Origin of the sequence: Streptomyces sp. CB02056 (assembly GCF_001905545.1) — a bacterium.
Lineage (GTDB): Bacteria > Actinomycetota > Actinomycetes > Streptomycetales > Streptomycetaceae > Kitasatospora.
The window spans coordinates 138,803-164,543 of record NZ_LIPD01000003.1; the positions used below are offsets into that span (position 1 = coordinate 138,803).

A 25,741-nucleotide genomic window follows, 5' to 3' on the forward strand; every position below is an offset into this window, starting at 1 on the left:
CCCCTGCTCCTACTCCTCGATCGCCCCGCCGATCCGCCGCAGGTGCCGCCGGAAGCTGTACGCCGGGTCGGCGGCGCGCCGCTCCAGGTACTCCTCGAAGGAGGTCTGCCGGCGCAGCGTGTCCCCGGAGGCGATCCGGGCGGCCTGCGCGCGCTCGGTCCGGGCGATCCCGCCGGCCGTCTCCAGCACCTCCGCGACCCGGTCGCCGGGCACGAACAGCACCCCGTCCGGGTCGGCGAACACCACGTCCTCGGCGCTCACCGGGTGCGGCCCGAACTTGGCCGTCAGCAGCGCCGCCGGCTCCCGGTCGTCCAACCGCACCGGGCCGAGCGGCAGCGCCCCGTAACTGAACACCGGCAGCCCGATCTCCCGCAGCTCGGGGGTGTCCCGGTGCAGCCCCCACACCACGATCCCGGCCACCCCGGCAGCGCGCGCCTCCAGCACCGCGAGGTCCCCGATGCAGGCCTCGTCGGTCCGCCCGCCGTTGTCGACCACCAGCACGTCCCCGTCCCGGGCCGCCCCGTACGCCTCCAGGAACACGTCCACGCTCCCGTAGTGCCGCACCGGCAGCACCCGCCCCGCCACCCGGGCCCCGGCCACCACCGCCCCCACCCCCGCCGGCGCCACCCGCACCCCCACCCCGAGCCGCACACAGGCATCCGCCACCAACGGCGTGGACAGCTCCGCGAAAGCCTTCAGCATCCCCAACTCCTCCACTCGAAAAGCCAGTTCACCAGCAGGAAGATCCTAGGCCCCGCCCCGAACTCACACCATCGAGTGACGATGACGCAGTCCCTGCCCCCGCTTGTGCCCACCGCGCATAGCCTTCCGACGCATCCGGTCGAGAGGTCGTTCATGAACACAACGGATAACGAGATCCTCCTCGAGCTGTTTCTCGCCCTGGACGCCCCCGAAGGCCTGAGGGCCGAACTCGTCAATGGCGAGATCCTCATCCGACTCCCCGTCGACGGCTACCACTGCCATCTCATCAGCGAGTTGACCGGCCAGGTGTGGCGCAAGTCGGCTACCGAAATGCAGATGTCGGAGAACAAGGGACTTCGCCTCGTCGCCAGCGGGCACCACCCTGCGGACCACGTCATCCCGGACGTCACGTTCGCCCCCGAGGAACTCCGCCTCTTCCGGGGCGCACCGTCCTGGATGGAACCGGACGGCGTCGCCATGGTCGCGGAAGTGACCTCCGCCAAGCCCGACCAGGACCGCATCGCCAAGCGCCACTGCTACGCCCGGGCCGGCATCCCGCTCTACCTCCTCATCGACCGCGAGAAGTCCCAGGTCAGTCTGTTCGCCAAGCCGCACCGCGACGAGTACACCGAGGTGCACCTCGCCGCCTTCGGCGAACCGCTCGCGCTCCCTGCCCCGTTCGACTTCGACCTCGACACGAAGCCGTTCCTCTGACGTCGACAACGCGCGACGGCCCGCACCCCCCGTCAGGGGTGCGGGCCGTGGCCTGGGGCGCCGGGTCAGCCGCGGGTGGCCATGGCGCGCAGGAAGAAGGTCAGGTTGGCGGGGCGCTCGGCGAGGCGGCGCATGAAGTAGCCGTACCACTCCTGGCCGTACGGGAGGTAGACCCGCATGGTGTTGCCCTCGGCGGCGAGGCGCAGCTGCTCCTCGGGGCGGATGCCGAACAGCATCTGGTACTCGAAGGAGTCCCGCTTGCGGCCGTTCCACTGGGCCAGCTGGCCGGCGATCTTGATCATGTTGGGGTCGTGCGAGGCGATCATCGGGTAGCCCTCGCCCGCCATCAGGACCTTCAGGGCCCGGACATACGCGAGGTCGACCTCGTGCTTGCCCTGGAAGGCGACCGACTCGGGCTCCTTGTAGGCGCCCTTGCACAGGCGCACGCGCGAGCCGGCGCCGGAGAAGTCGCGGCAGTCGGCCTCGGTGCGGCGCAGGTAGGCCTGGAGCACGACGCCCAGCCACGGGAAGTCCGCCCGCAGCTCCCGCGCGATGGCGAGGGTGGAGTCGGTGGTGGTGTGGTCCTCCATGTCGAGGGTCACCGTGGTGCCGGCCTCGGCGGCGGCCTCGCAGATGCGGCGGGCGTTCTCCAGCGCGATCTTCTCGCCGTCCACCGGGAGGAACTGGCCGACGGCCGACAGCTTGACCGACACCTCGGCGCCGGCCGCGAGGCCGGTGTCCTTGAGGGCCTTGAGCAGGTGCTCGTAGGCCTCGGCGGTGCCGGCGGCCTGGGCGGCGTCCTGGGTGTCCTCGCCGAGGTGGTCGAGGGTGACCTTGCGACCGGTGGCGATCAGGTCGTCGGTGGCGGTGACGGCGTCGTCGAGGACGTCACCGGCGACGAAGCGCTCGACTATCGCGTGGGTCGGCGGGAACTTCTCGACCACGGTGCGGACCTGCGGGGACCGGGAGGCCGCGAGAAGGGCGGAACGGAGCATCGTGACTCCTGGAGCTGGTGCTTCTTAAGGATGGCAGAAAGGGCCGGGGCGGCGGTGCGGGGATGGGGCACCGCCGCCCCGGGAGGCGGCGCCCGGCTGCGGGACCGGGCGTCGCGGGTGACCGGTGGCTACGGGACGAGCCGGCTGGTCAGGGGGCTGGTCAGCCCATGTGCGGGTAGCGGTAGTCCGTCGGCGGGACGAAGGTCTCCTTGACCGAGCGGGTCGAGGTCCAGCGCGCCAGGTTCTGCTTGGCGCCGGCCTTGTCGTTGGTGCCCGAGGCCCGGCCGCCGCCGAAGGGCTGCTGGCCGACGACGGCGCCGGTCGGCTTGTCGTTGATGTAGAAGTTGCCGGCGGCGAAGCGCAGCTTGTGCATCGCATCCTGGGCCGCGGCGCGGTCCTGGGAGATGATCGAGCCGGTCAGGCCGTACGGGGACACCGACTCCATCTGGGTCAGCATCTCCTCGTACTTCTCGTCCTCGTAGACGTACACGGCCAGGATCGGGCCGAAGTACTCGTCCTTGAAGTACTCGGCGGCCGGGTCCTGGCAGACCAGGACGGTCGGGCGGACGAAGTAGCCGACCGAGTCGTCGTAGGTGCCGCCGGCGAGGACCTCGACCTGCGGGTCGGCCTGGGCGCGGTCGATCGCGGCCTTGTTCTTGGCGAAGGAGCGCTCGTCGATGACGGCCGACATGAAGTTGGACAGGTCGCTGACGTCGCCCATGGTGAGGCCGTCGACCTCGGCGGCGAACTCGTCCTTGAGGCCGGCCCAGAGCGAGGCCGGGACGTAGGCCCGCGACAGCGCCGAGCACTTCTGGCCCTGGAACTCGAAGGCGCCGCGGGTCATCGCGGTCTTGAGGACCTTCGGGTCGGCGGACGGGTGGGCGACCAGGAAGTCCTTGCCGCCGGTCTCGCCGACGATCCGCGGGTAGGTGCGGTAGCCGGAGATGTTGGTGCCGACCTCGCGCCACAGGTGCTGGAAGGTGGCGGTGGAGCCGGTGAAGTGGATGCCGGCCAGCGCCGGGTGCTTGAGCGCGACCTCGGAGACGGCCAGGCCGTCGCCGGTCACCATGTTGATGACGCCCTTGGGCAGGCCGGCCTCCTCCAGCAGCTGCATCAGCAGGTGCGCGGAGAACTGCTGGGTCGGGGACGGCTTCCACAGCACCACGTTGCCCATCAGCGCGGGCGCGGTCGGCAGGTTGCCGGCGATCGCGGTGAAGTTGAACGGGGTGATCGCGTAGACGAAGCCCTCGAGCGGGCGGTGGTCGCTGCGGTTCCACACGCCGTCCGAGGAGATCGGCTGCTCGGCCATGATCTGGCGGGCGAAGTGCACGTTGAAGCGCAGGAAGTCGACCAGCTCGCAGGGGGTGTCGATCTCGGCCTGCTGCGCGGTCTTGGACTGGCCGAGCATGGTGGCGGCGGCCAGGGTCTCGCGCCAGGGGCCGGCCAGCAGGTCGGCGGCCTTGAGGAAGATCGCGGCGCGGGAGTCGAAGGAGAGCGCCTGCCAGGCCTCGGCTGCGGCCAGGGCAGTGTCGATGGCCTCCTGCGCGTCGGCCTGGGTGGCGTTGCGCAGGGTGCCGAGCCGAGCCGCGTGGTTGTGCGGCTGGACGACGTGGATCTCGGTGCCGCCGCCCATCCGGCGCTCACCGTTGATCGTCATGGTCAGCTGGACCGGCTCCTGGCCGCCCAGCTCCTTCAGCTTGGCCTCCAGACGGGCCCGTTCCGGGCTCCCGGGGGCGTAGCTGTGGACCGGCTCGTTCACCGGCGCGGGGACCTGGGTCACAGCGTCCATAGAGCGCACGCTCTCCTTCGTTCAGTGCGGGGGGATTGCCGGCGCGGGTTGCACGCCGACCACAGCACGAACGCTATTCCTGGCCACCGGGCGACTTGATTGGCCGCGCGGCTAAATTCCCCCGTACGGCGTTGTCCGGCCCGACGAAGTCGGTCACGCCGCGGTCACGAACCGTCCCCGATCGCCCCACCTTTCACACCACCCCGCGCCACCTCGCGCCTCCGGGCTCACGCCCCCGGCCCACGAAGGCGGCTCGCGCGCCGGTGCCCGTCGGCAGGACCCGGCGCGCCCGCGCGCCGGGCCGCGGTCCGGCGGCCACGCCGAATCTCTGTCCGTCCGGCTAAAATCGACCGCGAAACGTTGTCCGAGCGGATGAAGGAGGACCGGCGTGACCACCCCCGGCCTGCCGCTCCGTCAACTCCTGATGTCCCTCGGCGAACCGCTGGTCGAGCTGCAGGCCGCCCCGCTGGGCCTGGACGTCCCGGTGCGCGACGTCGCGATCCTCGACCCGGAGGACCCGCCGACCGCCGCCCCCGGCGAGCTGGTGCTCGCGATCGGCGCCCGCGGCCGCGCCGCCCTGCCCGCCCTGCGCGCGGCCGGCCGGGCCGGGGCCGCCGCCGTCGCGGTGAAGCTGGACGGCCCCGGCCAGGCCGACGCGCTGCGCGAAGCCGCCACCGACGCGGGCGTCGCCCTGCTCTCGGTGCGCCGCGAGACCCGCTGGGAGCACCTCGACTCGCTGGCCCGGGCGATCATCGCCGGCCCTGACGCCCCGGACGCCCCCGGCGCCCCCGAACCCAACGCGGGCGACCTCTTCTCCCTCGCCCAGACCGTCGCCGTCCTCACCAACGGCATCGTCTCGATCGAGGACACCTCCAGCCGGGTGCTGGCCTACTCCCGCTCCTCCGACTCCGACGAGGTCGACGACCTGCGCCGGCTGTCCATCCTCGGCTGGCAGGGCCCGGAGCCGTACCTGTCCAAGCTCCGCGAGTGGGGCATCTTCCAGCACCTGCGCAGCTCGGACACCCCGATCGCGGTCGAGCCGCACCCCGAGCTGGGCCTGCGCCGCCGCCTCGCGGTCGGCATCCGGGCCGGGGCGCAGCCGCTCGGCACCATCTGGGTGCAGGAGGGTGCCCAGCCGCTGGCCCCGCTGGCCGAGCAGTCCCTGGTCGGCGCCGCCCGGGTCGCGGCCGCCCAGCTGGTGCGCCGCCGCCGGGAGCTGTCCGCCGACGTCCGGCTCACCCAGACGCTGCTGACCGGCCTGCTGGAGGGCTCCACCGGCCCCCAGTCGCTCGCCACCCACCTCGGCCTGGACCTGCGCCGCCCGGCCACCGTGCTGGCCTACAGCGCGCACACCACCGACGTGCTGCACCGCTCCGACGTCACCGGCCTGATCTCGGTGCACACCGCCGCCCGGCACCGCACCGCGCTGCTCGCCCCGATCGAGTCCCGGGTGTACGTGCTGCTGCCCGAGCTGCCGCCCGGCCTGCCGATGACCACCGTGCGCGACTGGGCCTTCGAGGTGGTGGCGGCCGCCCGGGAGCACCTCGGCGTCCCGCTGCGCGCCGCGATCGGCTCGACCGTCGACGGCCTGGCCCAGGTCCCCGACTCCCGCGCCCAGGCGGACCGCATCCTGGACGCGATGGGCCGCGGCGGAGTGGACCTCGACGTCGCGGCGCTGATCGACGTCCAGGCGGAGGTGCTGGTCAGCGAGATGCTCGCGCTGCTCCAGGAGCGCACCGGCCTGCGCGACCCGCGGCTGACCGCGCTCACCGCGTACGACCGCCGGCACGGCACCCGGCTCGCCGAGTCGGTGCTGGCCTGGCTGGACGCGCTCGGCGAGGTCCGGGTGGCCGCGGACGCCCTGCACATCCACCCCAACACCCTGCGCTACCGGGTGCGCCGCGCCGAGCAGTTGACCGGCATCGACCTCGCCCAGCCGCAGCAGCGCCTGCTGGCGATGCTGCAACTGCGGCTGCCCGCGGACGAGTAGTCCGCGGGCAGCCGCACGGTCATTCCTGACGGTTCGTCACTCGCCGTAGCCCTGGCCGCGCTTGTGCTCGTTCAGCCGGCGCCACGGGCCGCTGATCGCCAGCTGGATGCCCGGGGTCTGGATGTTGGCGAACAGGGTCTTGCCGTCGTCCGAGAAGGTCACTCCGGTGAACTCGCTGAACTCGGGCTTCTCGGCGGTGCCGATGTTCAGCTCGTTGCGGGCGATCGGGTAGACCAGCCCGTCCTCGGTGGCGCCGAACAGGTGCGAGACGCCCTCGCCGTCCTCGCAGATCACGATGCCGCCGTACGGCGAGACGGTGATGTTGTCCGGGCCGTCGAAGTTGTCGTGGTCGCCCCAGACGTCGGTGTTGACGCCCAGCAGCACCTTCAGGGTGATGGTGCGGCGGGCCGGGTTGTAGAACCAGACCTGGCCGTCGTGCTGGAGCGGGCTCTCCGAACGGGCGAAGCTGGAGACGAAGTAGAAGCCGCCGTCACCCCACCACATGCCCTCCAGCTTGCGGGCGCGGCTGACCTCGCCGTCCTTGAACTGCTTGCGCACCGAGACGGTCCTGGCGTCGCGGTCCTGGACCTTGACCCAGTCCACGCCGTAGGTGGTGCCGACCTTGGTGGCGCGGGAGAGGTCGTCGACGAACTTGCCCTGGGCGTCGAAGACCTTGAAGGCCTCCAGCACACCGGCGTCGGCGGCGAGCTTGCGCAGCTGGTAGCGGCCGTGCTTGAAGCCGGCCGGCGGGGTCCAGCGGAACAGCAGGCCGTTCGGGTTCGAGGCGTCCTCGGTCAGGTAGACCTGGCCGCGCTTCGGGTCCACGACCACGGCCTCGTGCGCGTAGCGGCCGAAGGCCTTCACCGGCTGCGGGTCCCGGTTGTAGTCGTCGTCGAAGGGGTCGACCTCGAAGATGTAGCCATGGTCCTTGGTGAAGCCGTTCTTGCCGGCCTTGTCCTCGGTCTCCTCGCCGGACAGCCAGGTGCCCCACGGGGTCACGCCGCCGGCGCAGTTGGTGGCGGTGCCGGCGATGCCGACCCACTGCTCGACCGAGCCGTCCCGCTTGGCGTGCACGATGGTGCAGCCGCCGGCCGCGCCCGGGTCGTAGACGTGGCCCTCGGTCAGCGGCACCGGGTGCGGCCAGTTGGCGCGGGCGCCGGCCAGCTCGTGGTTGACGACCATCAGGTTGCCGCCGCGCTCGTCCTCGAAGGCGGAGGTGCCGTCGTGGTTGCTCGGGGTGAACTCGCCGGTGCGCAGCTTGGTGACGCCTGCCCGGTTGAGGACCTTGTACGAGAAGCCCTTCGGCAGGGAGAGCAGGCCGGCCGGGTCCTGGACCAGCTGGCCGTAGCCGACGGCGGTGCCGCCGGCCGAGTTGGTCCCGGCGGCCGCGGCGACCGGGGCCTCGCCGCCGACCGGGGCGGCGATCGCGCCCGGGGCGCTGGCCAGCGCCTCGGCGCCGCCGGCGATCAGCACGCCGGCCCCGACGAGGGTGGAACGGTTGACGAAGTCCCGACGGGACAGCGACATGGCAGCAACTCCTGAGGATGAGCGGGGGCGCCGGTGCGGGATGCCGACGCCCAGCAGGCTCCGCCGGGCGGGTGAACCCGGCATGACGCCCACCTCACGCCCAGGCGGCCATTTGCCGACTGATGACCGTCACATGACCTGTGCTTTACTGAGGCGCCTTACCGGGGCCCCGCAGACCCACCAGGCCAGGCCCGCCCGTCCCGCCCGACCCGACGCCCCCGTCAGCGCCGCGCCGCCCGCCACTGCTCCCAGGCCGACAGCCACAGCTGCTCGGCCAGCCGCTGCTCCTCCCAGACCCCCGCCCCGCCGCCGCCCGGCCGCTCCCGCCACAGCTGCGCCCAGGCCCGCTGCGCCGGCAGGCTCGCCACCTCGCTCGCGAACACCGTGTACCGGACGACCTCCTCGACGGCCGCCTCCCCCTCAGCCGTGCCGACCAGCCAGTGCGTCTGCTGGGACAGCCGGTTGAGGTGGTTCACCATCGAGGTCACCGCCGCCGCGGCCTCCTCCCGGGTCTCGGTGGCCAGTCGCATCTGCTGGCGCACCGCCGCCTCCCAGCGCACCGCGCCGACCTCCCCGCGCAGCCCGCGCGGCAGCCTCGGCGTGCGCCCCACCCGCACCTGCGCCTCGATCGCGGCGGACTCGGCGACGCTCTGTGCGATCAGCGCCCGGTGCGCCTCCATCCCGACGGCGGGCGGCAGTTCACGCTCCTCGACCGGCACCCGGCGGGCGCGCCGGGCGGCCAGGTCGCGCAGCAGCTCGGTGCGGCCGCGCAGGCAGTCCTCGAAGTCGCCGATCGCGCCGAGCTCCACCGCGCCGGGGGCCACCCCGCGCGCGCACACCGTCACGGTCAGCCCGCCGACCCGCAGCCGCCCGGCCCACACCGGCTCCGGACCGTCCGCCGCCGGGGCGCCGGGCTCCGGCACCGGCCGGTCCTCGTGCACCTCCACCGCGCAGGGCTCGCCGTCCACCGTGATCCACGCGCGCAACGCCCGTACCCGGCCCGGCCCGTCGCCCTCGTCGACGCCCAACTGCTCGTAGACGCGGTCCCGTTCGTCCTCGACCAGGTCCTCCAGCTCGGGCAGCCGCTCGCCCGGCTCGGCCCCCGGCCGGTAGGTGCGCACGGTCACGTACGGGCCGGCCGCCGAGCGCCAGTCGCCGCACTGGACCTCGACCCAGCGCAGCTCGCCGCCGGAGGTCTCGAAGGCGGCCAGCGCCTCACCGGCCAACGCCCCGTCGGCCGTCATCGTCCCGCCCGCGGGGACCCCTCCCGCGGGAGCCTGCCCCGCGGCCACGCCGTACACCGGGAAGTCGGCCGCCGCCAGGGTCCGGCGGGAGAACTCCTCCTGGTCGGCGAACCGGTCGACGGGCCTGCCCGCGGGCCGACCGGCACCCTGCTCGGCCGACCGGTCCAGTGACCGGTCCGCGGGCCGACCGGCGAAACGGTCCTCCCGGACCGGCCGGTCCGGAGCCGGGGCGGACCCCGAGGACCCGGCGTCCCGCTTCTGGTGCCTGCCGCCGCTCTCCCGCATCATCCTGTGCCGCACCCCCGAGACCTCGCACCCGCACCGCTGACGCCACCTTACGTGGCCGCAGCTGCCGGGTCATCAGCTCGGCCCCCGGACGGGGGTGGTGGCCGTGTCAGGGCGCCCGGTTGTCAGCCGCCCTCCCTAACCTGGCGGCATGACAGCACAGAACGACGCAGCACAGGACCGCACCGGGCAGGGCGCCTTCCCCGCCCGGATCAGCATCGTCACCCTCGGGGTGACCGACCTCGACGAGAGCGCCCGCTTCTACGAGGCGCTCGGCTGGAAGCGCTCCACCGCCTCCAGCCCGGAGATCGTCTGGTTCCGCACCGCCGACTCGGTGCTCGGCCTCTTCCCCACCGACGAGCTGGCCGCCGACGCGGGCGTGCCCGCCACCGGCGAGCCCTCCTTCCGCGGCGTCACCCTCGCGGTGAACCTGGAGTCCCCCGCGCTGGTGGACGCCGCGCTGCGGACGGCGGTCGAGGCCGGCGCCGTGGTGGTCAAGCCGCCGGTCCCGACCGACTGGGGCGGCTATTCCGGCTACTTCGAGGACCCGGACGGCCATCTCTGGGAGCTGGCCCACAACCCGTTCTTCCCCTTCACCGAGGACGGCTCACTGGACCTTCCCTAGACCGCCGTACGGTGCGCTCGGAAGGCTCAGCTCCTGGAGCGCGCCTTGAACGCCGCCTTGCGCGCCTCCTTGGCCAGCGCCCGGTCCGGGTGCAGCTCCCCGATCGCCTCCAGGACGTCCGCCGTGTACGGGTGGTCGACCCGCCACAGCTCGCCGAACCACCCCGCCGGATCGCCGTTCACCGGCAGGTCGGCGACCAGCTCGCCCAGCAGCTCGGCGTCCCCGCCGTTGTCCAGCAGCTGGGCGGCGAAGGTGTCGACCACCGTCCACAGCGCCATCGCCCGGTCCGGCACCGGGACGTCCGTCGCCCCCTGCGCGGTCAGCCAGGCCCGCACCGCACCGCCCAGCTCCGGGTCGTCCATGACCTCCCGGGCGGCCGGCTCCGCGCCCGGCCCGAGCAGGTTGAGCGCCGAGACGCCGAGCATCCGGCGCAGCGGGCCGTAGCCGTCGGAGCCGCGCGCCGCCGCGAGCAGCTCGCGCGCCGCCGCCACCGGCTCCCGGTCGGCGGTCCACGCCCGCAGCTCCTCCTCCGGCAGCACGTTGGCCGACTCGCACACGCCGCGCAGCAGCTCGGCCGCGTCCCCCTTGGCCAGGTCGCCGACCAGCGGCGCGTCGTAGCCGTCCTCCAGCAGCCACTGCCGGATGCCGTACTGGCCGAGCGGGGTGAGCCGGACCAGCCCGAAGCGGGCCGACTCCTCCTCGTCCAGCGGCTCCTCGCCGACCACGGCGGGCTCCTCGCCGTCCTCCTCGTCGAACAGCTCGGGGTCGATCGGGCGGTAGTCCAGCAGGCCGAGCTCGGCGAGGTCGCCCAGCATCGGGTCCAGCGCGACCATCACGTCCGTGATGTCGCCGAGCAGTTCCTCGCTGGGCTCCTCGCCCTCCGGGACGACCAGCAGCGCGGCCAGCACGCCCAGCGGCACGGTCTCGTTGCCGGGCTCGGCGAAGGCGGTGGTCTCGTAGAGCACCTGCAGGGCCTCGTCCAGCAGCTCGGCGGCCTCGTCACGGGCCTCCTCGACCTCGGAGAGCGCGTCCTCGTCCTCCTCGCCCTCCCCGGCCCCGGCCTCCTCGGCGCCCTCCTCCGGGCCGGAGTCCGCCTCGACGGCCAGCTCCCGGACGATCCCGGCGGCGGTCAGCCACAGCTCCAGGACGGTCTCCGGGTCGCCCTGCTCGGCGGGCTCCAGGTCCGGGCCGGGGACGGCGACGTGCTCGCCCTCCGCGGTCGTACCGAGCTCCACCAGGTCCAGGTCGCAGGCCAGCGACCAGGCCCGCAGCGCCTCGATCTCGGCCTCCTCGGGCACCTCGCCCTCGGCCGGGGCCAGGCCCAGCAGCCGGGCCGCGGGCGCCCGGTCCGCCTCGACCAGGTCGCCGAACTCGTCCACCTCCCGGTGCGGGGCGGACCAGCGGGCCAGCGCCAGCGCGTACCCGAACATCGGTACGGCCTTCGCCTGCTCGGCCAGCTCGCGCTCGGCGGGCAGCTTCACCGGCGGGACCAGGACGGCCGCGTCGTCCAGGTCGTCGTCGTCCAGCCCGTGCGCGGCGAACGCCCCGTAGAGGTCCTGGAGCTCCAGGTCGGCGGGCAGCACCGCCTCGGCCGCGCCCTCACCCGTCGAAGCCCCGGTGTTCTTGCGACGTCGTCCGGCCATCGTTGTGCGCTCTCCCTCAGCCCAGCGGTCAGCCCAACAGCGCCGCGTACCGATCCATCACCTCAGCGTATAGGCCGGGCACCCCCGACGCCCGGCCGTACGGGGCGCACCCAGGGGCGCGCGCCATGGGCGTACGCCCACCCCTTATCCTTCGGTCTGGTACCGCGCACACCCCGCGCGTGCCACCGGGGCAACGAAGCCCAACCGCCCTCCGCCCGACCCCGGGCCGGAGGGGCCCTCTTCAGCTCACCTCGCCCCACCAGGGAGCCCGTACCCTCGGCCACCACCACAGCGCCTCCGGACGGGCGCGCCGGCACACCCCGCCGACCCCGGTGGTGCCCGGCCACAGGAGACCCCTGCCATGGCGGACCTCTCCCCCGCCGGCTCCGGCCTGCGCACCGCGCAGCTCGACGGACGCCGACTGTCGGAGGCCCTGCTTCCCCCGGAGCTCGCGCCGCGCGCCCAGCTCCGGCTCGCCGCGATCAGCCGCTGGAACGCGCTGCGCGGCGTCCGCGTCGGCCTGGTGGCCGCCGCCCTGCTGCTGATGCTGATCGGCGCCAACCTGGCCACGCCGATCTACTCGCTCCTCCAGCAGCGGCTGCACCTCACCGCGCTCGACACCACCGTCCTGTTCGCGATCTACGTGCTGGCGCTGGTCCCGGTCCTGGCCGTGGTCGGCCACTGGTCCGACCACCTAGGCCGCCGCGCCCTGATCCTGCCCGCCGTCGCGCTGTCCGCCGTCGGCGACGTCGTGTTCGCCACCTCCGACAGCTTCTGGCAGCTCGCCGCCGGCCGGGCCGTCCAGGGCATCGCCGTCGGCCTGTCCACCGGCGCCGCCGGAGCCGCCCTCGGCGACCTGCTGCCCGACCACCCGACCCTGGCCGCCAAGATCACCCTGGCCTGTTCCGCGGGCGGCGTCGCCCTCGGCCCGGTGGTCGGCGCCCTGCTGGCCGGCGGCTCCGAACCGTTGCTGACGCCCTTCCTGCTGCACGCCATCGCCCTGCTCGCGCTCTGCGTGCCGCTGGCCCTCCTCCACCCCCGGATGCCCGGCCGCAGCCGCCCGCCGGCCTCCCCGCCCCGCATCACCACCCCGGCCCACCTGCGCCCCCAGCGCCTGCGGCTGCCGCGCACCGGGCGCCGCGAGTTCCTGCTCGCCGCCACCGCCGGCTTCATCTCCTACGCGGTGTTCGGCGTCTACCTCAGCCTGGCCCCGGCCTTCGCCGCCAAGCTGCTGCACACCGACTCCAAGCTGGTCGGCGCGATCGTGGCCGCCCTCCTGCTCGGCTCCTCCGCCGCCACCCAGCTGCTCGTCCCGCCGACCTCCGACCGCGTGGTGACCGCCCTCGGCATGACCGGCCTGGCCACCGGCCTCGGCCTGGTCGTCGCCGCCCAGTACACCGGCACCCCGGCACTGCTCTTCATCGGCAGCGTCCTCGGCGGCGTCTCCCAGGGCGTCGCCTTCCGCTCCCTGTTCACCAGCGCCGTCACCGCGATGAACCCGGAACGCCGCGGCTCCGAACTGAGCGCCCTCTGGGTCATCGTCTACCTCGGCAGCTCCGCCCCCATCATCGCCCTCGGCGCCCTCGTCCAGACCTACGGCCTCCTCCCCTCCGTCAGCGGCTTCGCCGCCCTCGCCGCCCTCGCCTGCACCGCCCTCGCCATCGCCGTCGCCCGCAAACCCAAGCCCACCGCCTGACGGCCCACACACAGAACGCCGCTGCCCGGGACTTCCGAAGAAGTCCCGGGCAGCGGCGTCTTCCCACCCCCGCTTCGCCCGCCGCCGGGTGAAACCCGCGCATCATCTGCTGCGCTGTTCAAGTCCCCCGCCGTTCCCCACCATCCACCCCCCACCCGCCTCCCGGCGGGTGCCCGCCCCTGCCCTCGCCGCAGGCCGCCCGGCCGGACAGCACGCGGAGATTGAGCAAGCAGCCGTAACCTGCCAGAGCCCCTTCGGGTCAGTGGGACAACGGCGGCCCCCTTTGTTCTTCTTGTTCCACGATGGAGGAGTGCGAGGGCCGCGCGACCGAAGGCTGGTCGGCCACGAGAGGCGGTGAGCGATGGAACGTATGACAGGCCCACTGGCCAGGGGTTTCACGGTGAGACGCTTTGCTGCCGGTGACTCCGTGGAAGAGCTGACCGCCCTCCTCCATCGCGCCTACGCTGATCACGCGGCTGCCGGCAGGGTCTTCTTCGCGTCCTACCAGTCCGTGCAGGACACAGCCCATCGGCTGGGTGCGGGCGAGTGCTGGGTTGCGTGCAGAGGCACGAAGCTCGTGGGATCGGTGACGGTGGCGGCCCCGTGCACGATGCCTGCCGGATATCCGGTACCAGCGGGAGCCGGCTCGTTTTGGCAACTCGCAGTGGATCCTGCGTACCGCGGAACGGGGCTTGGGCAGCGTCTGCTGGCGCTGGCGGAAGAGCGCGTCGTTGCGCTCGGGTCCACAGTGGCTGTCATCGATACGTCCGCCGAGGCCGTCGAGTTGGTCGGCTGGTACCGCCGACGGGGGTACCTGCCCGTCGGGACGTGGCGGTGGGATGTGACCAACTACGAGAGCGTGGTCCTGCTGAAGGACCTGGCAACCTGAAACAGAGGTGGCATGCGCTGCTGGCCTCCCTGGTGAGAGGGCCAGCAGCGGATGCCGGGTGACCTGGCTCTACTGGTCGAGGACTCGGGTCGCGTCCTGGGCCGCGAGGGCGAGCGCTTGGTCGAGCGCTCCGACGTAGCGGCCACCAGCGCTGGCGACGGGGCCCTTGCCGCCGGCTCCGCCACCAACCGTGCGGGCGGCTGGAACGAGGAGCTGGCTGGCCTGGGTGCCGGTGTCGTGGAGGCTGCGGGTGATGGCGGCGGCGAGGAGGGCCTTGCCGTCGCGTTCGGTGCCGAGGACGACGACGGCGTGGTCGCTGCCCAGGAGGTCGGCGGTGTTGATGGCCAGTGTGCGGAGTTCGTCGGAGCCGAGGTCGGTCACCTTCTCGGTGACGATCCGGCCGCCGGGGACGGTGCGGGCGGTGGCGGCGAGGTGCTGGGCGCGGGTGCGGAGCTCGGTCTCGCGAAGGCGGGCGAGTTCCTGCTGGGCTGTGGTGAGGGCGTCGAGGCGCTTGCGCAGGGCTTCGGGCGCGTCCTGGGGGCGAGTGCCGAGGAGCACGGACAGCTCTTCGAGGAGGCGGCGTTCGGTGTCGTGGTAGGCAAGGGCGTCGCGGCCGGTGAGGGCTTCGATGCGGCGGAGGTTGGAGCCGATGGAGGCTTCGCCGAGGATGCGGACGGGGCCGGCGTTCGCGCCGTGGGGGACGTGGGTGCCGCCGCAGAGTTCGCGGGAGAAGTCGCCGATGTCGACGATGCGGACGTGGTCGCCGTACTTCTCGCCGAAGAGGGCGGTGGCTCCGGCGGCCTCGGCTTCGGAGCGGGTGGCGTGCCAGATGCGGACTTCGGGGTCGTCGAGGAGGTGGTCGTTGACGAGGGCCTGGATGGCGGCGAGCTGGGTGGGGTCGACGGCGGAGAAGTGGGCGAAGTCGAAGCGCAGGCGGCCGGCGTCGACGAGGGAGCCGTGCTGGCGGGCGTGGTCGCCGAGGGTGCGGTGGAGCATGGCGTGCAGGACGTGGGTGGCGGAGTGGGAGCGGGCGACGGCGTCGCGGCGCGGGCCGTCGACGAGGGCTTCGGCCTGCTCGCCGCTGCGGATCTCGCCTTCGAGGACGCGAACGGTGTGGACGTGGAAGCCTTCCAGGCCGAGCCTGGTGTCCAAGACATCCAGGAGCGCGCCGGAGGACGTGCGGATGGTGCCGGTGTCACCGACCTGACCGCCGGACTCGGCATAGAACGGGCTACGGTCCAGGACCAGTTCGAGCGTGCTGCCCTGGTCGGCGCCGGGCACGACGGCGCCGTCGGAGATGAGGCCGAGGACGGTGGCTACGGTGTCGAGGCGGTCGTAGCCGGTGAAGTCGGTGCGGCCGTGGCGGGAGGACAGTTCGCGGTAGGCGTCCTGTCGGCGCAGGGCCTCGGCGGTCTTGGCCTTGCCGCCGGCCTTGGCGCGCTTCTGCTGTTCGGCGAGCAGGGTGGTGAAGCGGTCCTCGTCGACGGTGAGCCCGGCGTCGCGGGCGGCCTCGATGGTCAGCTCGACGGGGAAGCCGTAGGTGTCGTGCAGTTCGAAGACGGTCTCGCCGGTGAGGGTGGTGGAGCGGCTGCCGCGGCTGCGGGTGATGGCGGCGTTGAGCAGCCTGGTTCCCTGGGTGAGCGTGCGGGTGAAGGACTCCTCCTCGGCGGTGACGACCTGCTCGATGAGGCTTGCCTGGTCGGCGAGTTCGGGCCAGACGTCGCCGAGGTTGGCGATGACGCTGGCGGTGGCCGGGGCGAGGACGGGCTGGTCGATGCCGAGCATGCGGGCGTGCCGGATGGCACGGCGCATCAGGCGGCGCAGGACGTAGCCGCGGCCGTCCTTGGCAGGCAGGACGCCGTCCGCGATGAGGTAGGCGATGGAGCGGGCGTGCTCGGAGACGACCTGGAACGAGACCTTCTCCTCACCACTGGAGCCGCTGCCCGGGTAGTCGCGGCCGGCGAGTTCCTGGACGGTGGTGAGGGTGGGCAGGAGGAGGTCGGTGCTGCAGACGTTCTCGACGTCCTGGAGGATCGCGGCGAGGCGGTCGAGGCCGAGGCCGGTGTCGATGCTCTGCTGGGCGAGGTCGCCGAGGATCGGGAAGGTGCCGTCGTCGTCCTCGCCGCGCATGGACTGCATGAAGACGAGGTTCCAGATCTCGACGTAGCGTTCGCCGTCGACGGCCGGTCCGCCCTCGCGCCCGAAGGCCGGGCCCCGGTCGTAGTTGAGCTCCGAGGAGGGGCCGCAGGGGCCGGGGACGCCCATGTCCCAGAAGTTGTCCGCGCCGAGGCGCTGGATGCGTTCGGCGGGGACGCCGATCTTGCGCCAGAGCTGTTCGGCCTCGTCGTCGTCCTGGTGGACGGTGATCCAGAGGCGGTCCTTCTCCAGGTTGTAGCCCTGGGTGAGGAGTTCCCAGGCGTAGGCGATGGCATCGGCCTTGAAGTAGTCGCCGAAGGAGAAGTTGCCCATCATCTCGAAGAACGTGGCGTGCCGGTTGGTACGGCCGACGTTGTCGATGTCGGAGGTGCGGGCGCACTTCTGGATAGTGGTGGCGCGGGGGTACTCCGGGGTGACCTCGCCCAGGAAGTAGGACTTGAACTGGTTCATGCCGGCGTTGGCCAGCAGCAGGGTCGGGTCGGAGGGGATGAGCGGGCTGGACGGGACGTGGCGGTGGCCGCGTGAGGTGAAGAAGTCCAGGAAGGTGGAGCGGATCTGCGTCGAGCGCATGGCGGTAGGGCCCTCACGGAAGAGTCGCGGAGAGGTGGGGGGTGATCACACGCCGAGCCGGGCCGAGAACGAGGACTGAGTGGTTCTCAGTTCTCCAGCTCGGCGCAGATAGCTCGCGCCCCCACGGTGTAGACCATGACTCCGGTATCCGTCGCTCTGAGGTGGCGCAGCCGACAACGGACGCGACGGTCCGCTGCGACTGCGCCACCAACAGTAGCGGCTCCGGGGTCAAGATCGCTTGGAGTTGTCCTCCTGACGGCCGATGCCGACCAGCAGGGGCAGGACGAAGGCGGCGTGGTCGGCGCGGGGCATCACGAGGTGGGCTCCGGCCCGGGTGAGCGCTTCGGGGCCGGCGAAGCCCCAGCCTGCGCCGACGGCGGTGACACCCGCGGCGTGGGCGGCGTGGATGTCGGTCTCGGTGTCGCCGACGAAGATGCCCGCCCTCGGAGAAACTTCCAGCCGGTCGAGGGCGAGCAGGACGCCGTCGGGGGCGGGCTTGGGCTGGGCGTCCTCGTAGCAGACGACGGTGTCCAGCCGGTCGAGGATGTCCTGCGGCAGCAGCCAGTTGACCCGTTCGCGGCTTCGCAGGGTGACGACACCGGTGCCGACTCCGGCCTCGCGGAGCGCGGCGAGGGTCCCGGCGACGTACGGGAACACCTCGGCGGTCAGGGTGGCCGTGGCGCTCGCCACGGCCCAGCCTTCCTCGTTGATCGATCCGTCCAGTCCGAGGTCGGAGAGGACGTACTCGCGCGGGGTGGTCGCGGCGTCGGCCGGGAGATCGGCTACGGTCACCCGCTTGCCGAGGGCAGCGGTCGCATAGCCTGCCAGGGTGGCGAGTTGGGCGTCCCGGCTGTCGACGAGGACGCCGTCGAGGTCGAAGAGCACGGCCCGCTTCACGCGGCACCACCCGCCCGGGGCGCCGGCAGGTCGGCCTCGGTGAACAGCGAGCGCAGCGTGACGCGGTGCTCGGCCAGCAGCGTCCGGCCGCCGAGCGGGCGCTCCAGGACGCACAGCGCGTGGGTGACCGGTCCGCCCACCATCCGCAGGATCCTTGCCATGTGGAGCAGCTGGCCGCCGGAACGGACCACGTCGTCGACCAGGACGATCTGTCGGCCGTCGATGGGAAGGCCCTCGACCTGGTGGAACGACCCGTAGCTCTTGGGCTTGCGGCGCAGGAAGACGGCGGGCAGGCCGGTGGCGGAGGACAGCGCCACGACGAGGGGGACGCCGCCGAGTTCGATGCCGGCGAGCACCTGGGCGTCGTCGGGGACGAGGTCGGCCATGGCGGTGGCGGTGTCACGCAGGAGCGCGGGGTCGGAGGCGAGCCGGTACTCGTCGAAGTACGCGTCGAGCCGGCCGCCGTCGGCGAGCTTGAACGGGGCGTTGACGCACGCGGTTTCGGCGAGTCGGGCGGCGAGGCCGGCCGACGGGGTACGGGTGGTCATGCTCCTCCGATCGGGGTGGTGTCGAGCGAGGCCAGGTGGGCGCGGAAGGCGTCGGCGGACTCGACGGTGGCGAGGAAGCCGAGCGGCCGGGTCGGGGTCTCGTACAGCCACCGCTCCTCGCGCAGGAAGGCGAGCAGGCGCAGGGCCGACGCGCCCGCGAGACAGACCGGCACGGGCCGGATGGTGGTCGCGTAGTAGAGGGCGGCGGTCAGCTCGTGGAGGGTGCCGACTCCGCCGCCCATGGCGACGACCAGGTCGGCGTTCTCCAGGTAGTGGTTGAGGCGGGCTCCGGGGTCGGGCACGTGGACGGACAGGGTGGTGTGGGGGTTGAACGCGCCCCACTCGTCGTGTTTGCCGGTCAGCGTGACGGCGGTGACCGTGGCTCCCTGGCCTCCGGCTCCGCGGGCGGCGGCCTCCATCAGCCCGTTGTAGCCGCCGTGCAGAAGCTGGTAGCCGGCCTGGGCGAGGGCCCGGCCGATCTCCTCGGCCAGCGCCTCCTCCTGGGCGGAGGCGGGGACGACGCCGCCGAAGAAGACGGCGGTCAGGCCCTCGCGGGCCCGGCTGGCCGCCGGGCCCGCGAGGTGGAGTGCGTTCACACCAGCTCCTGGTAGGTGCGGTAGGCGGCGACGGCGTCGTGCAGGCCGTCGAGCGCCTGCGGGCAGGCCCGCTCGGCCAGGGCGAGCACCCGCTCGATCGCCTCGGTGACGTCGGCCGCCTCCGGGATGGCCGGGCCGCTGATCGCGGCGTCCAGGTCGCCCAGGCAGGCGCGGCCGATCGGGGTGACGGCGATCTCCTCGCGCAGCTGGTACCAGCCCCAGAACCGTGAGGCGGGGGCCAGGGCGGTCTTGATCAGGTCCTTCGTGGCCGTGTGCAGCCGGTGCCACTCGGCGTACGCCACGAACCGCTGGCCGCGCTTGATCCGCTTGTGCAGGAGGACGGCCAGCACCAGGTGTTCGATCAGCAGCTCGGCGCAGGAGCGCGGCCGGGCGAGGAAGGCGGCGGCGAAGCTCTCGGCCGCCGCGACGTCCGGCGCGGTGACCGGTCCGGGCCGGCGGTCGAGGAGGACGGCGGTGCTGACCGTCTCCTGCAGCCGCGGGATCCGGGAGGCCGGTGCGACGTAGAGGTCGATCTGGTGGAGCTTGCCCTCGTCCGGGACGAGGAAGACCATCCCGACGCCGCCGAGGTCGGCGACGATCGTGTCGCGCCAGCCGGGCAGCAGGGCGCCGGCCTCGACCGGCATCAGGGTGTCCAGGGCCTCGACGAACGACGGGAACCGGGCGTCGTGGACACCGGCGACGAAGTCGACGTCGGACAGGCGGTCGGCGGTGCCGTGGGCCAGCGACCCGCGGACCATCAGGTGGGTCACCGCCGGGGAGGTGGCCAGGATGTCGGCGAGCTTCGACAGCAGCGGCAGCTGCGCGGGCCGGTTGGCCTGGGTGATCGCCGCCAGTTGCAGGGTGGGCATGCGCTTCTTCCCTCCGGGCGTAGGTGCGGGCTGGGATCAGGCGGGGATGGCGAGCAGGCGGCGCTTGGCGGTCTCCCAGCGCGTCGCGGCTTCCATGTCGCCGAGGGAGGTGTGCAGCTCGGCGATCAGGTCGTAGACCGTGCCCTCCGGCAGGGCGTAGGTGTAGAAGAGCCGCAGCAGCATCCGCTCGGCCGCCTCCGTGTAGCCGAGGGTGGCCATGTTGCGGGCGCTCTCCAGCCGCGCGACCAGGACCGTCTGGTCGGCGACGGGCAGCGGCTCCGCGACCATCGGGCTGAGCGCGGGGCGTCGGGCCAGGTGCCGGTAGGCGTCGTCGGCGTACACGTCGGCGATCAGGTGGATCCGGTCCGGGCCGAGCAGGTTGCACACCCCGTGGGCGTAGGTCGGCGTGAGCCGCCAGATCCGCCCGCCCGTCATGTGCACCTTGGTGCCGCCGGTGACCAGGAAGGCGGACCTGTTGGTGTGCAGCGGGACGTGCAGCCGGTGCCGCTCGACCTGGTCGAGGTCGTCGTAGTCGCGGTGCTCCCAGAGGAAGGCGTTGCCCTCCAGCCGGGCGAGCCGCACCCACATGAAGTCCAGGCCGAGGTCGGCCAGGAATGCGGCGGTGGCCGGCATCCGGCCCAGCAGGTCGGTAGGCCGGGCGGCGCAGTCGCCGATCGTCACGTCGGCGGCGTCGCCGGAGGCGTTCATCAGCGAGGTGGTCCACCAGCCGCCGGACTGGTAGGCGCCGTACTCCGCCTTCCAGGGGGCCTGGGCGGTCAGGGCTTCGTGGCGCATCCGCTCCAGGTGGGCGGAGTCCACGGCGTCCAGCTGGGCGATCTGCCCGGCCAGAGCGGTCAGGGTGTCGTCCATCGGTTCCCTCCCGTTGCCGGCTCGCGGCATGGCGAACCGGAATGCACGTGGTGCTGGATGGGGTCGATCGGGCGCGGATCCCAGCGCCCTTGATCTCACGCTTCGCTGTCGGTGATGCACGGACAGCGAGGTGGCGTTCAGGATGGCGGCGCCGGGTGCGGCACCGATACGACGCGGCTGCCGTCACCGTCCCGCCGCCCCGAAAGGCGAACCATGTCGGTACGCGTCATGACTGCCGTCACGGCCGCCGTCATCTGGGCCGGGACGACCTCGAACGGGTTTCCTGTCGAGCGACCATGGCTATCGTCAGAACAGACGAACGGGGACGGAGATGATCCGCGGTGGCTGAAACTCCCACACTCCTCAGGGTTTTGACGCTTCAGCGACACTGGCAGGTCTACGAGACCTTCCGTCTCCGGTTCGAGGCGACGGCGAACTCGGCCGCCGAGCAGGAGCGCGACCCTCGGCTCCGGGGTCTGTCGGTCTCCAAGCGGCAGTTCGAGCGCTGGTACGGCGGCGCCGTGAAGACCCGCCCCTACCCGGACCAGTGCCGGGTGCTGGAGGCCATGTTCGGCGTCGGCGTGGACCAACTCCTCGCACCCGCACCGGCTGGCCCCGTATCCGTGCCCGCTACCACCGCCTCGTTCGCCGTCCCGCCACCACGGCCGGTCCCTGTCCTCCTCCCACCCGAGCAGGCAGCGGCACTGCCTGTCGGTGGCCCGTCCAGCAGCGAGCCCCGCTTCGACGCGGGCACCACGGAATTGGAAAGGCAGGTCACGATGGCGGCTCGTCGTGCACTTCGGTTCACCGCGATGGCGGAGGGCAGCAGCATCGGCTCGGAGACCCTGGGCCAGATCAACGACGAGGTACGGCGGCTGACCGCCGCCTACCCGAAGCTGGCACTGCCGACCCTGCTCAGCGACCTGGTCGAGGTCCAGGACCTCACCTTCCAGTTGCTGGAACACGGACGGGTCAAGCCGTCGCAGGCCCGAGAGCTGTACCTGCTCGCCGGGATCACCTCCGGCATGCTCGCCAAGGCCAGCCACGACCTAGGCAACCCGAGCGCAGCCATGATGCAGGCCCGCACCGCCTTCGTCTGCGCCGACAACGCCGACCACCACGCCATGCGCGCCTGGGTCCGCTCGCTCCAGTCGCTGATCTCCTACTGGGCCGGCCGCCCCGGCGAGGCCGCCGACTACGCCGCCCTCGGACAGGGCGCCATCGGCGACGTCCGCGGCACCACCAGCGTCTGGCTGGCCTGCCTCTCCGCCCGCGCTCACTCCCTCCTCGGCGACGGCGAGGCCACCCGCACCGCCATCCAGCAAGCCGAGGAGGCCCGCGCGACCGTCGAACCCGACGACCTCGACGCCTTCGGCGGCATCATGACCTTCCCGCTGCCCCGCCAGTTCTACTACGTCGCCGAGGCCACCGTGCAGCTCGGCGAAGACGCGGCCCTCGGCGAGAGCCAGTCCGAAGCCGCCGTCTCCGCCTACCGCAACGCCACCGAGGACGAGTGGGCCTTCGGCGACCAGGCCGGCGCCCAGACCGACCTCGCCCTCGCCCGCATCGCCCGCGGCGAGATCGAGGGCGCCGCCGAAGCCGTCCGCCCCGTGCTCGACCTCCCCGTCGAACAACGGAACTTCGGCATCGTCAGCAGCGCCCAACGCGTCCACGCCGCCCTGCGAGGCGACGACCGCCGCAACGGCGGTGCGGCGGCCGGTCTGCGCCAGGAGATCGAGGCCTTCACCGCCATACCCACCTCGGCCCTCGTCCGGTGATCCCCCGGATAGGCTCCGCAGCCATGACCCCACTCCACCTGACCGGCCCCAACCTGGCACTGCGCGAAGTCGAACCCGAGGACACCGACGACCTCCTGGCGATCTACGGTGACCCCGAGGCCACCCGGCACCTCAGCTTCGAACCCCGCACCCGCGAACAGGTCGAAGCGATCACCGCCCGCTCCATCGACTCCGCGCTCGCCACCCCGCGAACCGAGTACTGCCTCGCCGTCACCCGGCGCGGCGAACACGAGCTGATCGGCTACGCGCGCCTGGCCACCGAGCCGCAGCAGGCCGCCACCGTCGGCTTCGCCCTCCACCAGGCCGCGTGGGGCAAGGGCTACGGCACCGAGACCGTTCACCTGCTGTGCGCGCTCGGCTTCAACCTCCTCGGCCTGCACCGCATCTGGGCCGCCCGCTCCCCGCTCAACGAAGCCTCCGCACGCGCCCTCCTGCGCGCCGGTATGACCGAGGACGGCCGCATCCGCGACCACGTCTTCGTCCGCGGCACCTGGCGCGACTCGATCACCTACTCGATCCTGGAACATGAGTGGACGCCGATCGGCGGGCTCGACACGACGAGCGCACTCGACCGGTCCACCGCCCCGCCCAGCGGCGAGGCCGTGCGGCGGAGGTGAATCCCGGGTGACCGAGCCGGCCATACCGAACGTGGTGATCACCGAGTTCGCGCGGGGCCGGCGTTACCCGCCTGGCCAACACGGCGCTGCCGTCCTTCCTAAGCTCCGACAGGCTCTCACCCCACAACACCGAGACCATCGAGAACAGGAAGCAGACCACCATTCAGCACCGCGTCCGCGCCGTCCTCCTCACCCCGAACGACACCATGCTGCTGATCAAGCGCATCCGCCCCGGCATCGCCCCGTACTGGGTGATCGTCGGCGGCAAGATCGAGCCCACCGACGCCGGTCCCGAGGAGGCCTTGCTGCGCGAGGTCCGTGAGGAGATCGCCGGCGAAGCCGAGATCGTCGGCCTCCTCCACACCATCCAAACCGACGACGAGCGCCAGGACTTCTACCTCGCCACCGTCGACAAGTGGAGCTTCGAGGACCGCACCGGTCCCGAGTTCAGCCAGGAAGGCCGAGGCGAGTACCTCCTGGAGGAGATCCCCCTCACCACCGAAGCCCTCGACGCGGTCAACCTCCTGCCCCAGGACTTCGCCAGCGTCCTGCGCGCGGCCGTCGAACGCGGGAGTCTCCCGGCCACCAGGTAGCCGCAGCCGGCAGCTACCCACCAACCCCAAACGTCTCACGCAGTGTCAATTACCGTGATACGTTCTGTAATCCAATCGAAAACAGGCGACCCCGGCGGTGCTGGAACACCCCGGGGTCCGGCAACAGGAGTACAACCTCCCGATGCGCGTCCATCGTAGCGCCCCCGTGCGCAACTTCACCGTGCTGCCCAACGCCGTACTCCAGTACCGGCGGTTGAGCTACACCGCCCGTGGCCTGCTCGCGGACCTCCTCTCCCGGCCCGACGGCTGGCGCGAGGACGGCCGGCACATGGCCGACACCAGCCCCCAGGGGCGCGGCGCCGTCCGCAGGGCCCTGAAGGAGCTGACCGAGGCCGGCTACTACCGGGTCGAGAAGATCCGCATGCCGGACGGCACGATCCGCACCGAGACCCACGTGTACGACACACCATGGTTCGCGCCGGATGCCACCCGTCCGGCGCCTGGTGGAGCGGCAACCGGCGCTGCTGGCAGCCCTGTTGTAAAGGACCGGCAGCAAGAACCCACCCTCCCCGCGAGTCCGGCCGATGACCTCACGTCGAAAGGACAGGAGGAGGATTCCGAGACCGAAGAGGTCCGCGAAGCGGTGGCCACCCTGTTCCGGGTGATCCGACCCGAACCCCGCCTGCGCCTCGGCGAGGCCGAAGCGCGCGAACTCGCTCCCCTGGTCGCCCAGTGGCTGGCCCGCGGCAGCACCGCCGCCGACCTGGCCCACGCCCTGCTTCCGGGCCTGCCCACCCCGATGCACTCGGCGGCCGCCGTGCTCCGCTACCGCCTGGAGCACAAGCTGCCACCCGCCCGGCCCGCCGCACGGCCACCGACCCGGTACGCCGAGTGCGCCAAGTGCCACGACCCCGTGCCCCGACCGGGCATCTGCCGCCCGTGCGCCGGCCTGGCCACCCGAACCCTCACGGTCGGCCAGGGAGCGGACGTGGCAGCCGCAGGTGCCGCCCGAGTCCGAACGGCTCTGCGCTCCGCGATGACCGGCAGTCGGCCTGCACACATCGCCGCCTGAGACACGCTGTCCCACCGGCCCGAAGGGACTCCGGCAGGTAGTCGCCCTGCTCCATCTGCGCCGCACGCGGCGCAGGGCGGGGGCGGGCACCCGCCGGCAGGCGAGTGGGGGGTGGATGGTGGGGAACGGCGGGGGACCTGTGCAGCACAGCAGATGATGCGCGGGTGTTTGCGCAAAAACGCCGCCGCCGCGCGACCCCCAAGGGTTCGCGCGGCAGCGGCGTACCGTACAGCAGATCTCAGACGTTGAAGCCGAGGGCGCGGAGCTGGTCGCGGCCGTCGGGGGTGATCTTGTCGGGGCCCCACGGCGGCATCCAGACCCAGTTGATGCGCAGGTCCTGCACCAGGCCGTCGGTGGCCGTCTTGGCCTGGTCCTCGATGACGTCGGTCAGCGGGCAGGCCGCCGAGGTGAGCGTCATGTCGATGGTGGCCACGTCGGACTCGTCGATGTGGATGCCGTAGATCAGGCCCAGGTTGACGACGTCGATGCCCAGTTCGGGGTCGACGACGTCCATCAGGGCCTCGGTCAGGTCCTCGACCGAGACAGTGCCGGCGGTGGTGCCGACGATGACGGTGCCGGTCTGCTCCTCCGCAGTGGAGGGGGTTTCGTCACTCATGGTCTTGTCCTCCTCTGCGGGTCAGTCGTTCACGGCGGGGTTCTTGGCGAGCGCCTGGGCGGTGGCGTCCTTCCAGGCCATCCAGCTGAGCAGGGCGCACTTGACCCGGGCCGGGTACTTGGAGACGCCGGCGAACGCGACCGCGTCCTCCAGCACCTCCTCGTCGCCCTCGCCCTGGCCCTTGCTCTGCATCAGCTCCAGGAAGGCCTCCTGGACGGCCTGCGCCTCGCCGACGGTCTTGCCGACCACCAGCTCGTTCAGCACCGAGGCGCTGGCCTGGCTGATCGAACAGCCCTGGGACTCGTACGAGACGTCGGTGACCTTGGCGCCGTCGAGCTTCACCCGCAGGGTGATCTCGTCGCCACACGTCGGGTTGACGTGGTGCACCTCGGCGTCGCCGTCCCGCAGCCCCTTGCCCTTCGGGTTGCGGTAGTGGTCCAGGATGATGTCCTGGTACATCGAGTCGAGCTTCATGGT

General features: G+C 72.4%; 23 protein-coding genes. 9 read left to right on the forward strand and 14 right to left on the reverse strand.

Features of this window, described 5'->3' with window-relative positions; translation table 11 throughout:
• Positions 1–9: 9 nt before the first annotated feature.
• The gene (locus AMK13_RS07985; RefSeq protein WP_049654991.1) at positions 10–702 is read right to left on the reverse strand and encodes an RraA family protein; all 693 of its coding nucleotides are present in this window, start codon (positions 700–702) and stop codon (positions 10–12) included.
• A 153-nt stretch (positions 703–855) separates the two neighbouring features.
• Between AMK13_RS07985 and AMK13_RS07990 the strand changes: the two genes are divergently transcribed.
• Positions 856–1,416, forward strand: a complete 561-nt coding sequence (locus AMK13_RS07990; RefSeq protein ID WP_074002113.1) for a Uma2 family endonuclease — start codon at positions 856–858, stop codon at positions 1,414–1,416.
• 65 nt (positions 1,417–1,481) lie between these two features.
• On the opposite strand, the gene AMK13_RS07995 is transcribed toward AMK13_RS07990, so the two are convergent.
• A complete protein-coding gene (locus AMK13_RS07995; protein ID WP_049654995.1) occupies positions 1,482–2,411 on the reverse strand; it encodes a proline dehydrogenase family protein in 930 nt (309 codons plus the stop codon).
• 160 nt (positions 2,412–2,571) lie between these two features.
• Positions 2,572–4,200, reverse strand: a complete 1,629-nt coding sequence (gene pruA / locus AMK13_RS08000; protein WP_049654997.1) for an L-glutamate gamma-semialdehyde dehydrogenase — start codon at positions 4,198–4,200, stop codon at positions 2,572–2,574.
• 388 nt (positions 4,201–4,588) lie between these two features.
• On the opposite strand from pruA, the gene AMK13_RS08005 reads away from it, so the two are divergent.
• Positions 4,589–6,190 carry a PucR family transcriptional regulator gene (locus tag AMK13_RS08005; protein ID WP_241852794.1) on the forward strand — a complete coding sequence of 534 codons (1,602 nt, stop codon included), beginning with the start codon at positions 4,589–4,591 and terminating at the stop codon, positions 6,188–6,190.
• 36 nt (positions 6,191–6,226) lie between these two features.
• On the opposite strand, the gene AMK13_RS08010 is transcribed toward AMK13_RS08005, so the two are convergent.
• Both AMK13_RS08010 and AMK13_RS08015 read right to left on the reverse strand, forming a co-directional pair.
• Entirely contained in the window at positions 6,227–7,717 is a 1,491-nt protein-coding gene (locus tag AMK13_RS08010; RefSeq protein WP_049654998.1) for an alkaline phosphatase PhoX, read from the reverse strand.
• A gap of 221 nt (positions 7,718–7,938) precedes the next feature.
• A complete protein-coding gene (locus AMK13_RS08015) occupies positions 7,939–9,249 on the reverse strand; it encodes a hypothetical protein (RefSeq protein ID WP_143204503.1) in 1,311 nt (436 codons plus the stop codon).
• Positions 9,250–9,397: 148 nt separating this feature from the next.
• On the opposite strand from AMK13_RS08015, the gene AMK13_RS08020 reads away from it, so the two are divergent.
• On the forward strand, positions 9,398–9,871 hold the full coding sequence (locus AMK13_RS08020; protein ID WP_049650575.1) for a VOC family protein: 474 nt from the start codon (positions 9,398–9,400) through the stop codon (positions 9,869–9,871).
• 26 nt (positions 9,872–9,897) lie between these two features.
• On the opposite strand, the gene AMK13_RS08025 is transcribed toward AMK13_RS08020, so the two are convergent.
• Positions 9,898–11,514 carry a hypothetical protein gene (locus tag AMK13_RS08025; protein WP_107418699.1) on the reverse strand — a complete coding sequence of 539 codons (1,617 nt, stop codon included), beginning with the start codon at positions 11,512–11,514 and terminating at the stop codon, positions 9,898–9,900.
• 361 nt (positions 11,515–11,875) lie between these two features.
• Between AMK13_RS08025 and AMK13_RS08030 the strand changes: the two genes are divergently transcribed.
• Positions 11,876–13,210 (forward strand): MFS transporter, encoded by a 1,335-nt coding sequence (locus tag AMK13_RS08030; protein WP_079271943.1) that lies wholly within the window; start codon positions 11,876–11,878, stop codon positions 13,208–13,210.
• 427 nt (positions 13,211–13,637) lie between these two features.
• Positions 13,638–14,099, forward strand: a complete 462-nt coding sequence (locus AMK13_RS08035; RefSeq protein ID WP_158077677.1) for a GNAT family N-acetyltransferase — start codon at positions 13,638–13,640, stop codon at positions 14,097–14,099.
• A gap of 69 nt (positions 14,100–14,168) precedes the next feature.
• Here the strand turns inward: AMK13_RS08035 and alaS are convergent, their stop codons facing one another.
• The 6 genes from alaS to AMK13_RS08065 all read right to left on the reverse strand — a co-directional run bounded on the left by alaS (position 14,169) and on the right by AMK13_RS08065 (position 20,606).
• The gene (gene alaS, locus AMK13_RS08040; protein ID WP_074001661.1) at positions 14,169–16,826 is read right to left on the reverse strand and encodes an alanine--tRNA ligase; all 2,658 of its coding nucleotides are present in this window, start codon (positions 16,824–16,826) and stop codon (positions 14,169–14,171) included.
• 228 nt (positions 16,827–17,054) lie between these two features.
• Positions 17,055–17,723 carry an HAD family hydrolase gene (locus AMK13_RS08045; RefSeq protein ID WP_063780102.1) on the reverse strand — a complete coding sequence of 223 codons (669 nt, stop codon included), beginning with the start codon at positions 17,721–17,723 and terminating at the stop codon, positions 17,055–17,057.
• Complete coding sequence (locus AMK13_RS08050; RefSeq protein WP_074001662.1) at positions 17,720–18,271, reverse strand: orotate phosphoribosyltransferase; 552 nt, start codon at positions 18,269–18,271, stop codon at positions 17,720–17,722. The genes AMK13_RS08045 and AMK13_RS08050 overlap by 4 nt, the downstream gene beginning before the upstream one ends.
• A complete protein-coding gene (locus AMK13_RS08055) occupies positions 18,268–18,867 on the reverse strand; it encodes an LOG family protein (RefSeq protein WP_241852795.1) in 600 nt (199 codons plus the stop codon). The genes AMK13_RS08050 and AMK13_RS08055 overlap by 4 nt, the downstream gene beginning before the upstream one ends.
• Entirely contained in the window at positions 18,864–19,736 is an 873-nt protein-coding gene (locus tag AMK13_RS08060) for a hypothetical protein (protein WP_074001663.1), read from the reverse strand. The genes AMK13_RS08055 and AMK13_RS08060 overlap by 4 nt, the downstream gene beginning before the upstream one ends.
• Before the next feature lie 36 nt (positions 19,737–19,772).
• A complete protein-coding gene (locus AMK13_RS08065; protein ID WP_074001664.1) occupies positions 19,773–20,606 on the reverse strand; it encodes an aspartyl/asparaginyl beta-hydroxylase domain-containing protein in 834 nt (277 codons plus the stop codon).
• Positions 20,607–20,977: 371 nt separating this feature from the next.
• Here AMK13_RS08065 and AMK13_RS08070 point away from each other — a divergent pair, with 371 nt between their 5' ends.
• The 4 genes from AMK13_RS08070 to AMK13_RS08085 all read left to right on the forward strand — a co-directional run bounded on the left by AMK13_RS08070 (position 20,978) and on the right by AMK13_RS08085 (position 24,648).
• A complete protein-coding gene (locus AMK13_RS08070; protein WP_198959327.1) occupies positions 20,978–22,384 on the forward strand; it encodes a hypothetical protein in 1,407 nt (468 codons plus the stop codon).
• A 23-nt stretch (positions 22,385–22,407) separates the two neighbouring features.
• Complete coding sequence (locus tag AMK13_RS08075; protein ID WP_079271945.1) at positions 22,408–23,022, forward strand: GNAT family N-acetyltransferase; 615 nt, start codon at positions 22,408–22,410, stop codon at positions 23,020–23,022.
• 161 nt (positions 23,023–23,183) lie between these two features.
• Entirely contained in the window at positions 23,184–23,615 is a 432-nt protein-coding gene (locus tag AMK13_RS08080; RefSeq protein WP_074001665.1) for an NUDIX hydrolase, read from the forward strand.
• Between the two features lie 142 nt (positions 23,616–23,757).
• The gene (locus AMK13_RS08085; RefSeq protein WP_074001666.1) at positions 23,758–24,648 is read left to right on the forward strand and encodes a hypothetical protein; all 891 of its coding nucleotides are present in this window, start codon (positions 23,758–23,760) and stop codon (positions 24,646–24,648) included.
• Positions 24,649–24,886: 238 nt separating this feature from the next.
• Here AMK13_RS08085 and AMK13_RS08090 read toward each other — a convergent pair whose 3' ends face one another.
• Together AMK13_RS08090 and sufU are read right to left on the reverse strand one after the other, a co-directional pair.
• The gene (locus tag AMK13_RS08090; protein WP_079271946.1) at positions 24,887–25,264 is read right to left on the reverse strand and encodes a metal-sulfur cluster assembly factor; all 378 of its coding nucleotides are present in this window, start codon (positions 25,262–25,264) and stop codon (positions 24,887–24,889) included.
• 21 nt (positions 25,265–25,285) lie between these two features.
• Positions 25,286–25,738, reverse strand: a complete 453-nt coding sequence (gene sufU, locus AMK13_RS08095) for a Fe-S cluster assembly sulfur transfer protein SufU (RefSeq protein WP_049650585.1) — start codon at positions 25,736–25,738, stop codon at positions 25,286–25,288.
• Positions 25,739–25,741: the final 3 nt, after the last annotated feature.

What these genes read in the sequence shown, in the direction of transcription:
- AMK13_RS07985 (WP_049654991.1), bottom strand. Translation starts at nt 702, where the DNA reads ATGCTGAAGGCTTTCGCGGAGCTGTCCACGCCGTTGGTGGCGGATGCC.
- AMK13_RS07990 (WP_074002113.1), top strand. Translation starts at nt 856, where the DNA reads ATGAACACAACGGATAACGAGATCCTCCTCGAGCTGTTTCTCGCCCTG.
- AMK13_RS07995 (WP_049654995.1), bottom strand. Translation starts at nt 2,411, where the DNA reads ATGCTCCGTTCCGCCCTTCTCGCGGCCTCCCGGTCCCCGCAGGTCCGC.
- pruA (WP_049654997.1), bottom strand. Translation starts at nt 4,200, where the DNA reads ATGGACGCTGTGACCCAGGTCCCCGCGCCGGTGAACGAGCCGGTCCAC.
- AMK13_RS08010 (WP_049654998.1), bottom strand. Translation starts at nt 7,717, where the DNA reads ATGTCGCTGTCCCGTCGGGACTTCGTCAACCGTTCCACCCTCGTCGGG.
- AMK13_RS08015 (WP_143204503.1), bottom strand. Translation starts at nt 9,249, where the DNA reads ATGATGCGGGAGAGCGGCGGCAGGCACCAGAAGCGGGACGCCGGGTCC.
- AMK13_RS08020 (WP_049650575.1), top strand. Translation starts at nt 9,398, where the DNA reads ATGACAGCACAGAACGACGCAGCACAGGACCGCACCGGGCAGGGCGCC.
- AMK13_RS08025 (WP_107418699.1), bottom strand. Translation starts at nt 11,514, where the DNA reads ATGGCCGGACGACGTCGCAAGAACACCGGGGCTTCGACGGGTGAGGGC.
- AMK13_RS08030 (WP_079271943.1), top strand. Translation starts at nt 11,876, where the DNA reads ATGGCGGACCTCTCCCCCGCCGGCTCCGGCCTGCGCACCGCGCAGCTC.
- alaS (WP_074001661.1), bottom strand. Translation starts at nt 16,826, where the DNA reads ATGCGCTCGACGCAGATCCGCTCCACCTTCCTGGACTTCTTCACCTCA.
- AMK13_RS08050 (WP_074001662.1), bottom strand. Translation starts at nt 18,271, where the DNA reads ATGACCACCCGTACCCCGTCGGCCGGCCTCGCCGCCCGACTCGCCGAA.
- AMK13_RS08060 (WP_074001663.1), bottom strand. Translation starts at nt 19,736, where the DNA reads ATGCCCACCCTGCAACTGGCGGCGATCACCCAGGCCAACCGGCCCGCG.
- AMK13_RS08065 (WP_074001664.1), bottom strand. Translation starts at nt 20,606, where the DNA reads ATGGACGACACCCTGACCGCTCTGGCCGGGCAGATCGCCCAGCTGGAC.
- AMK13_RS08075 (WP_079271945.1), top strand. Translation starts at nt 22,408, where the DNA reads ATGACCCCACTCCACCTGACCGGCCCCAACCTGGCACTGCGCGAAGTC.
- AMK13_RS08085 (WP_074001666.1), top strand. Translation starts at nt 23,758, where the DNA reads ATGCGCGTCCATCGTAGCGCCCCCGTGCGCAACTTCACCGTGCTGCCC.
- AMK13_RS08090 (WP_079271946.1), bottom strand. Translation starts at nt 25,264, where the DNA reads ATGAGTGACGAAACCCCCTCCACTGCGGAGGAGCAGACCGGCACCGTC.
- sufU (WP_049650585.1), bottom strand. Translation starts at nt 25,738, where the DNA reads ATGAAGCTCGACTCGATGTACCAGGACATCATCCTGGACCACTACCGC.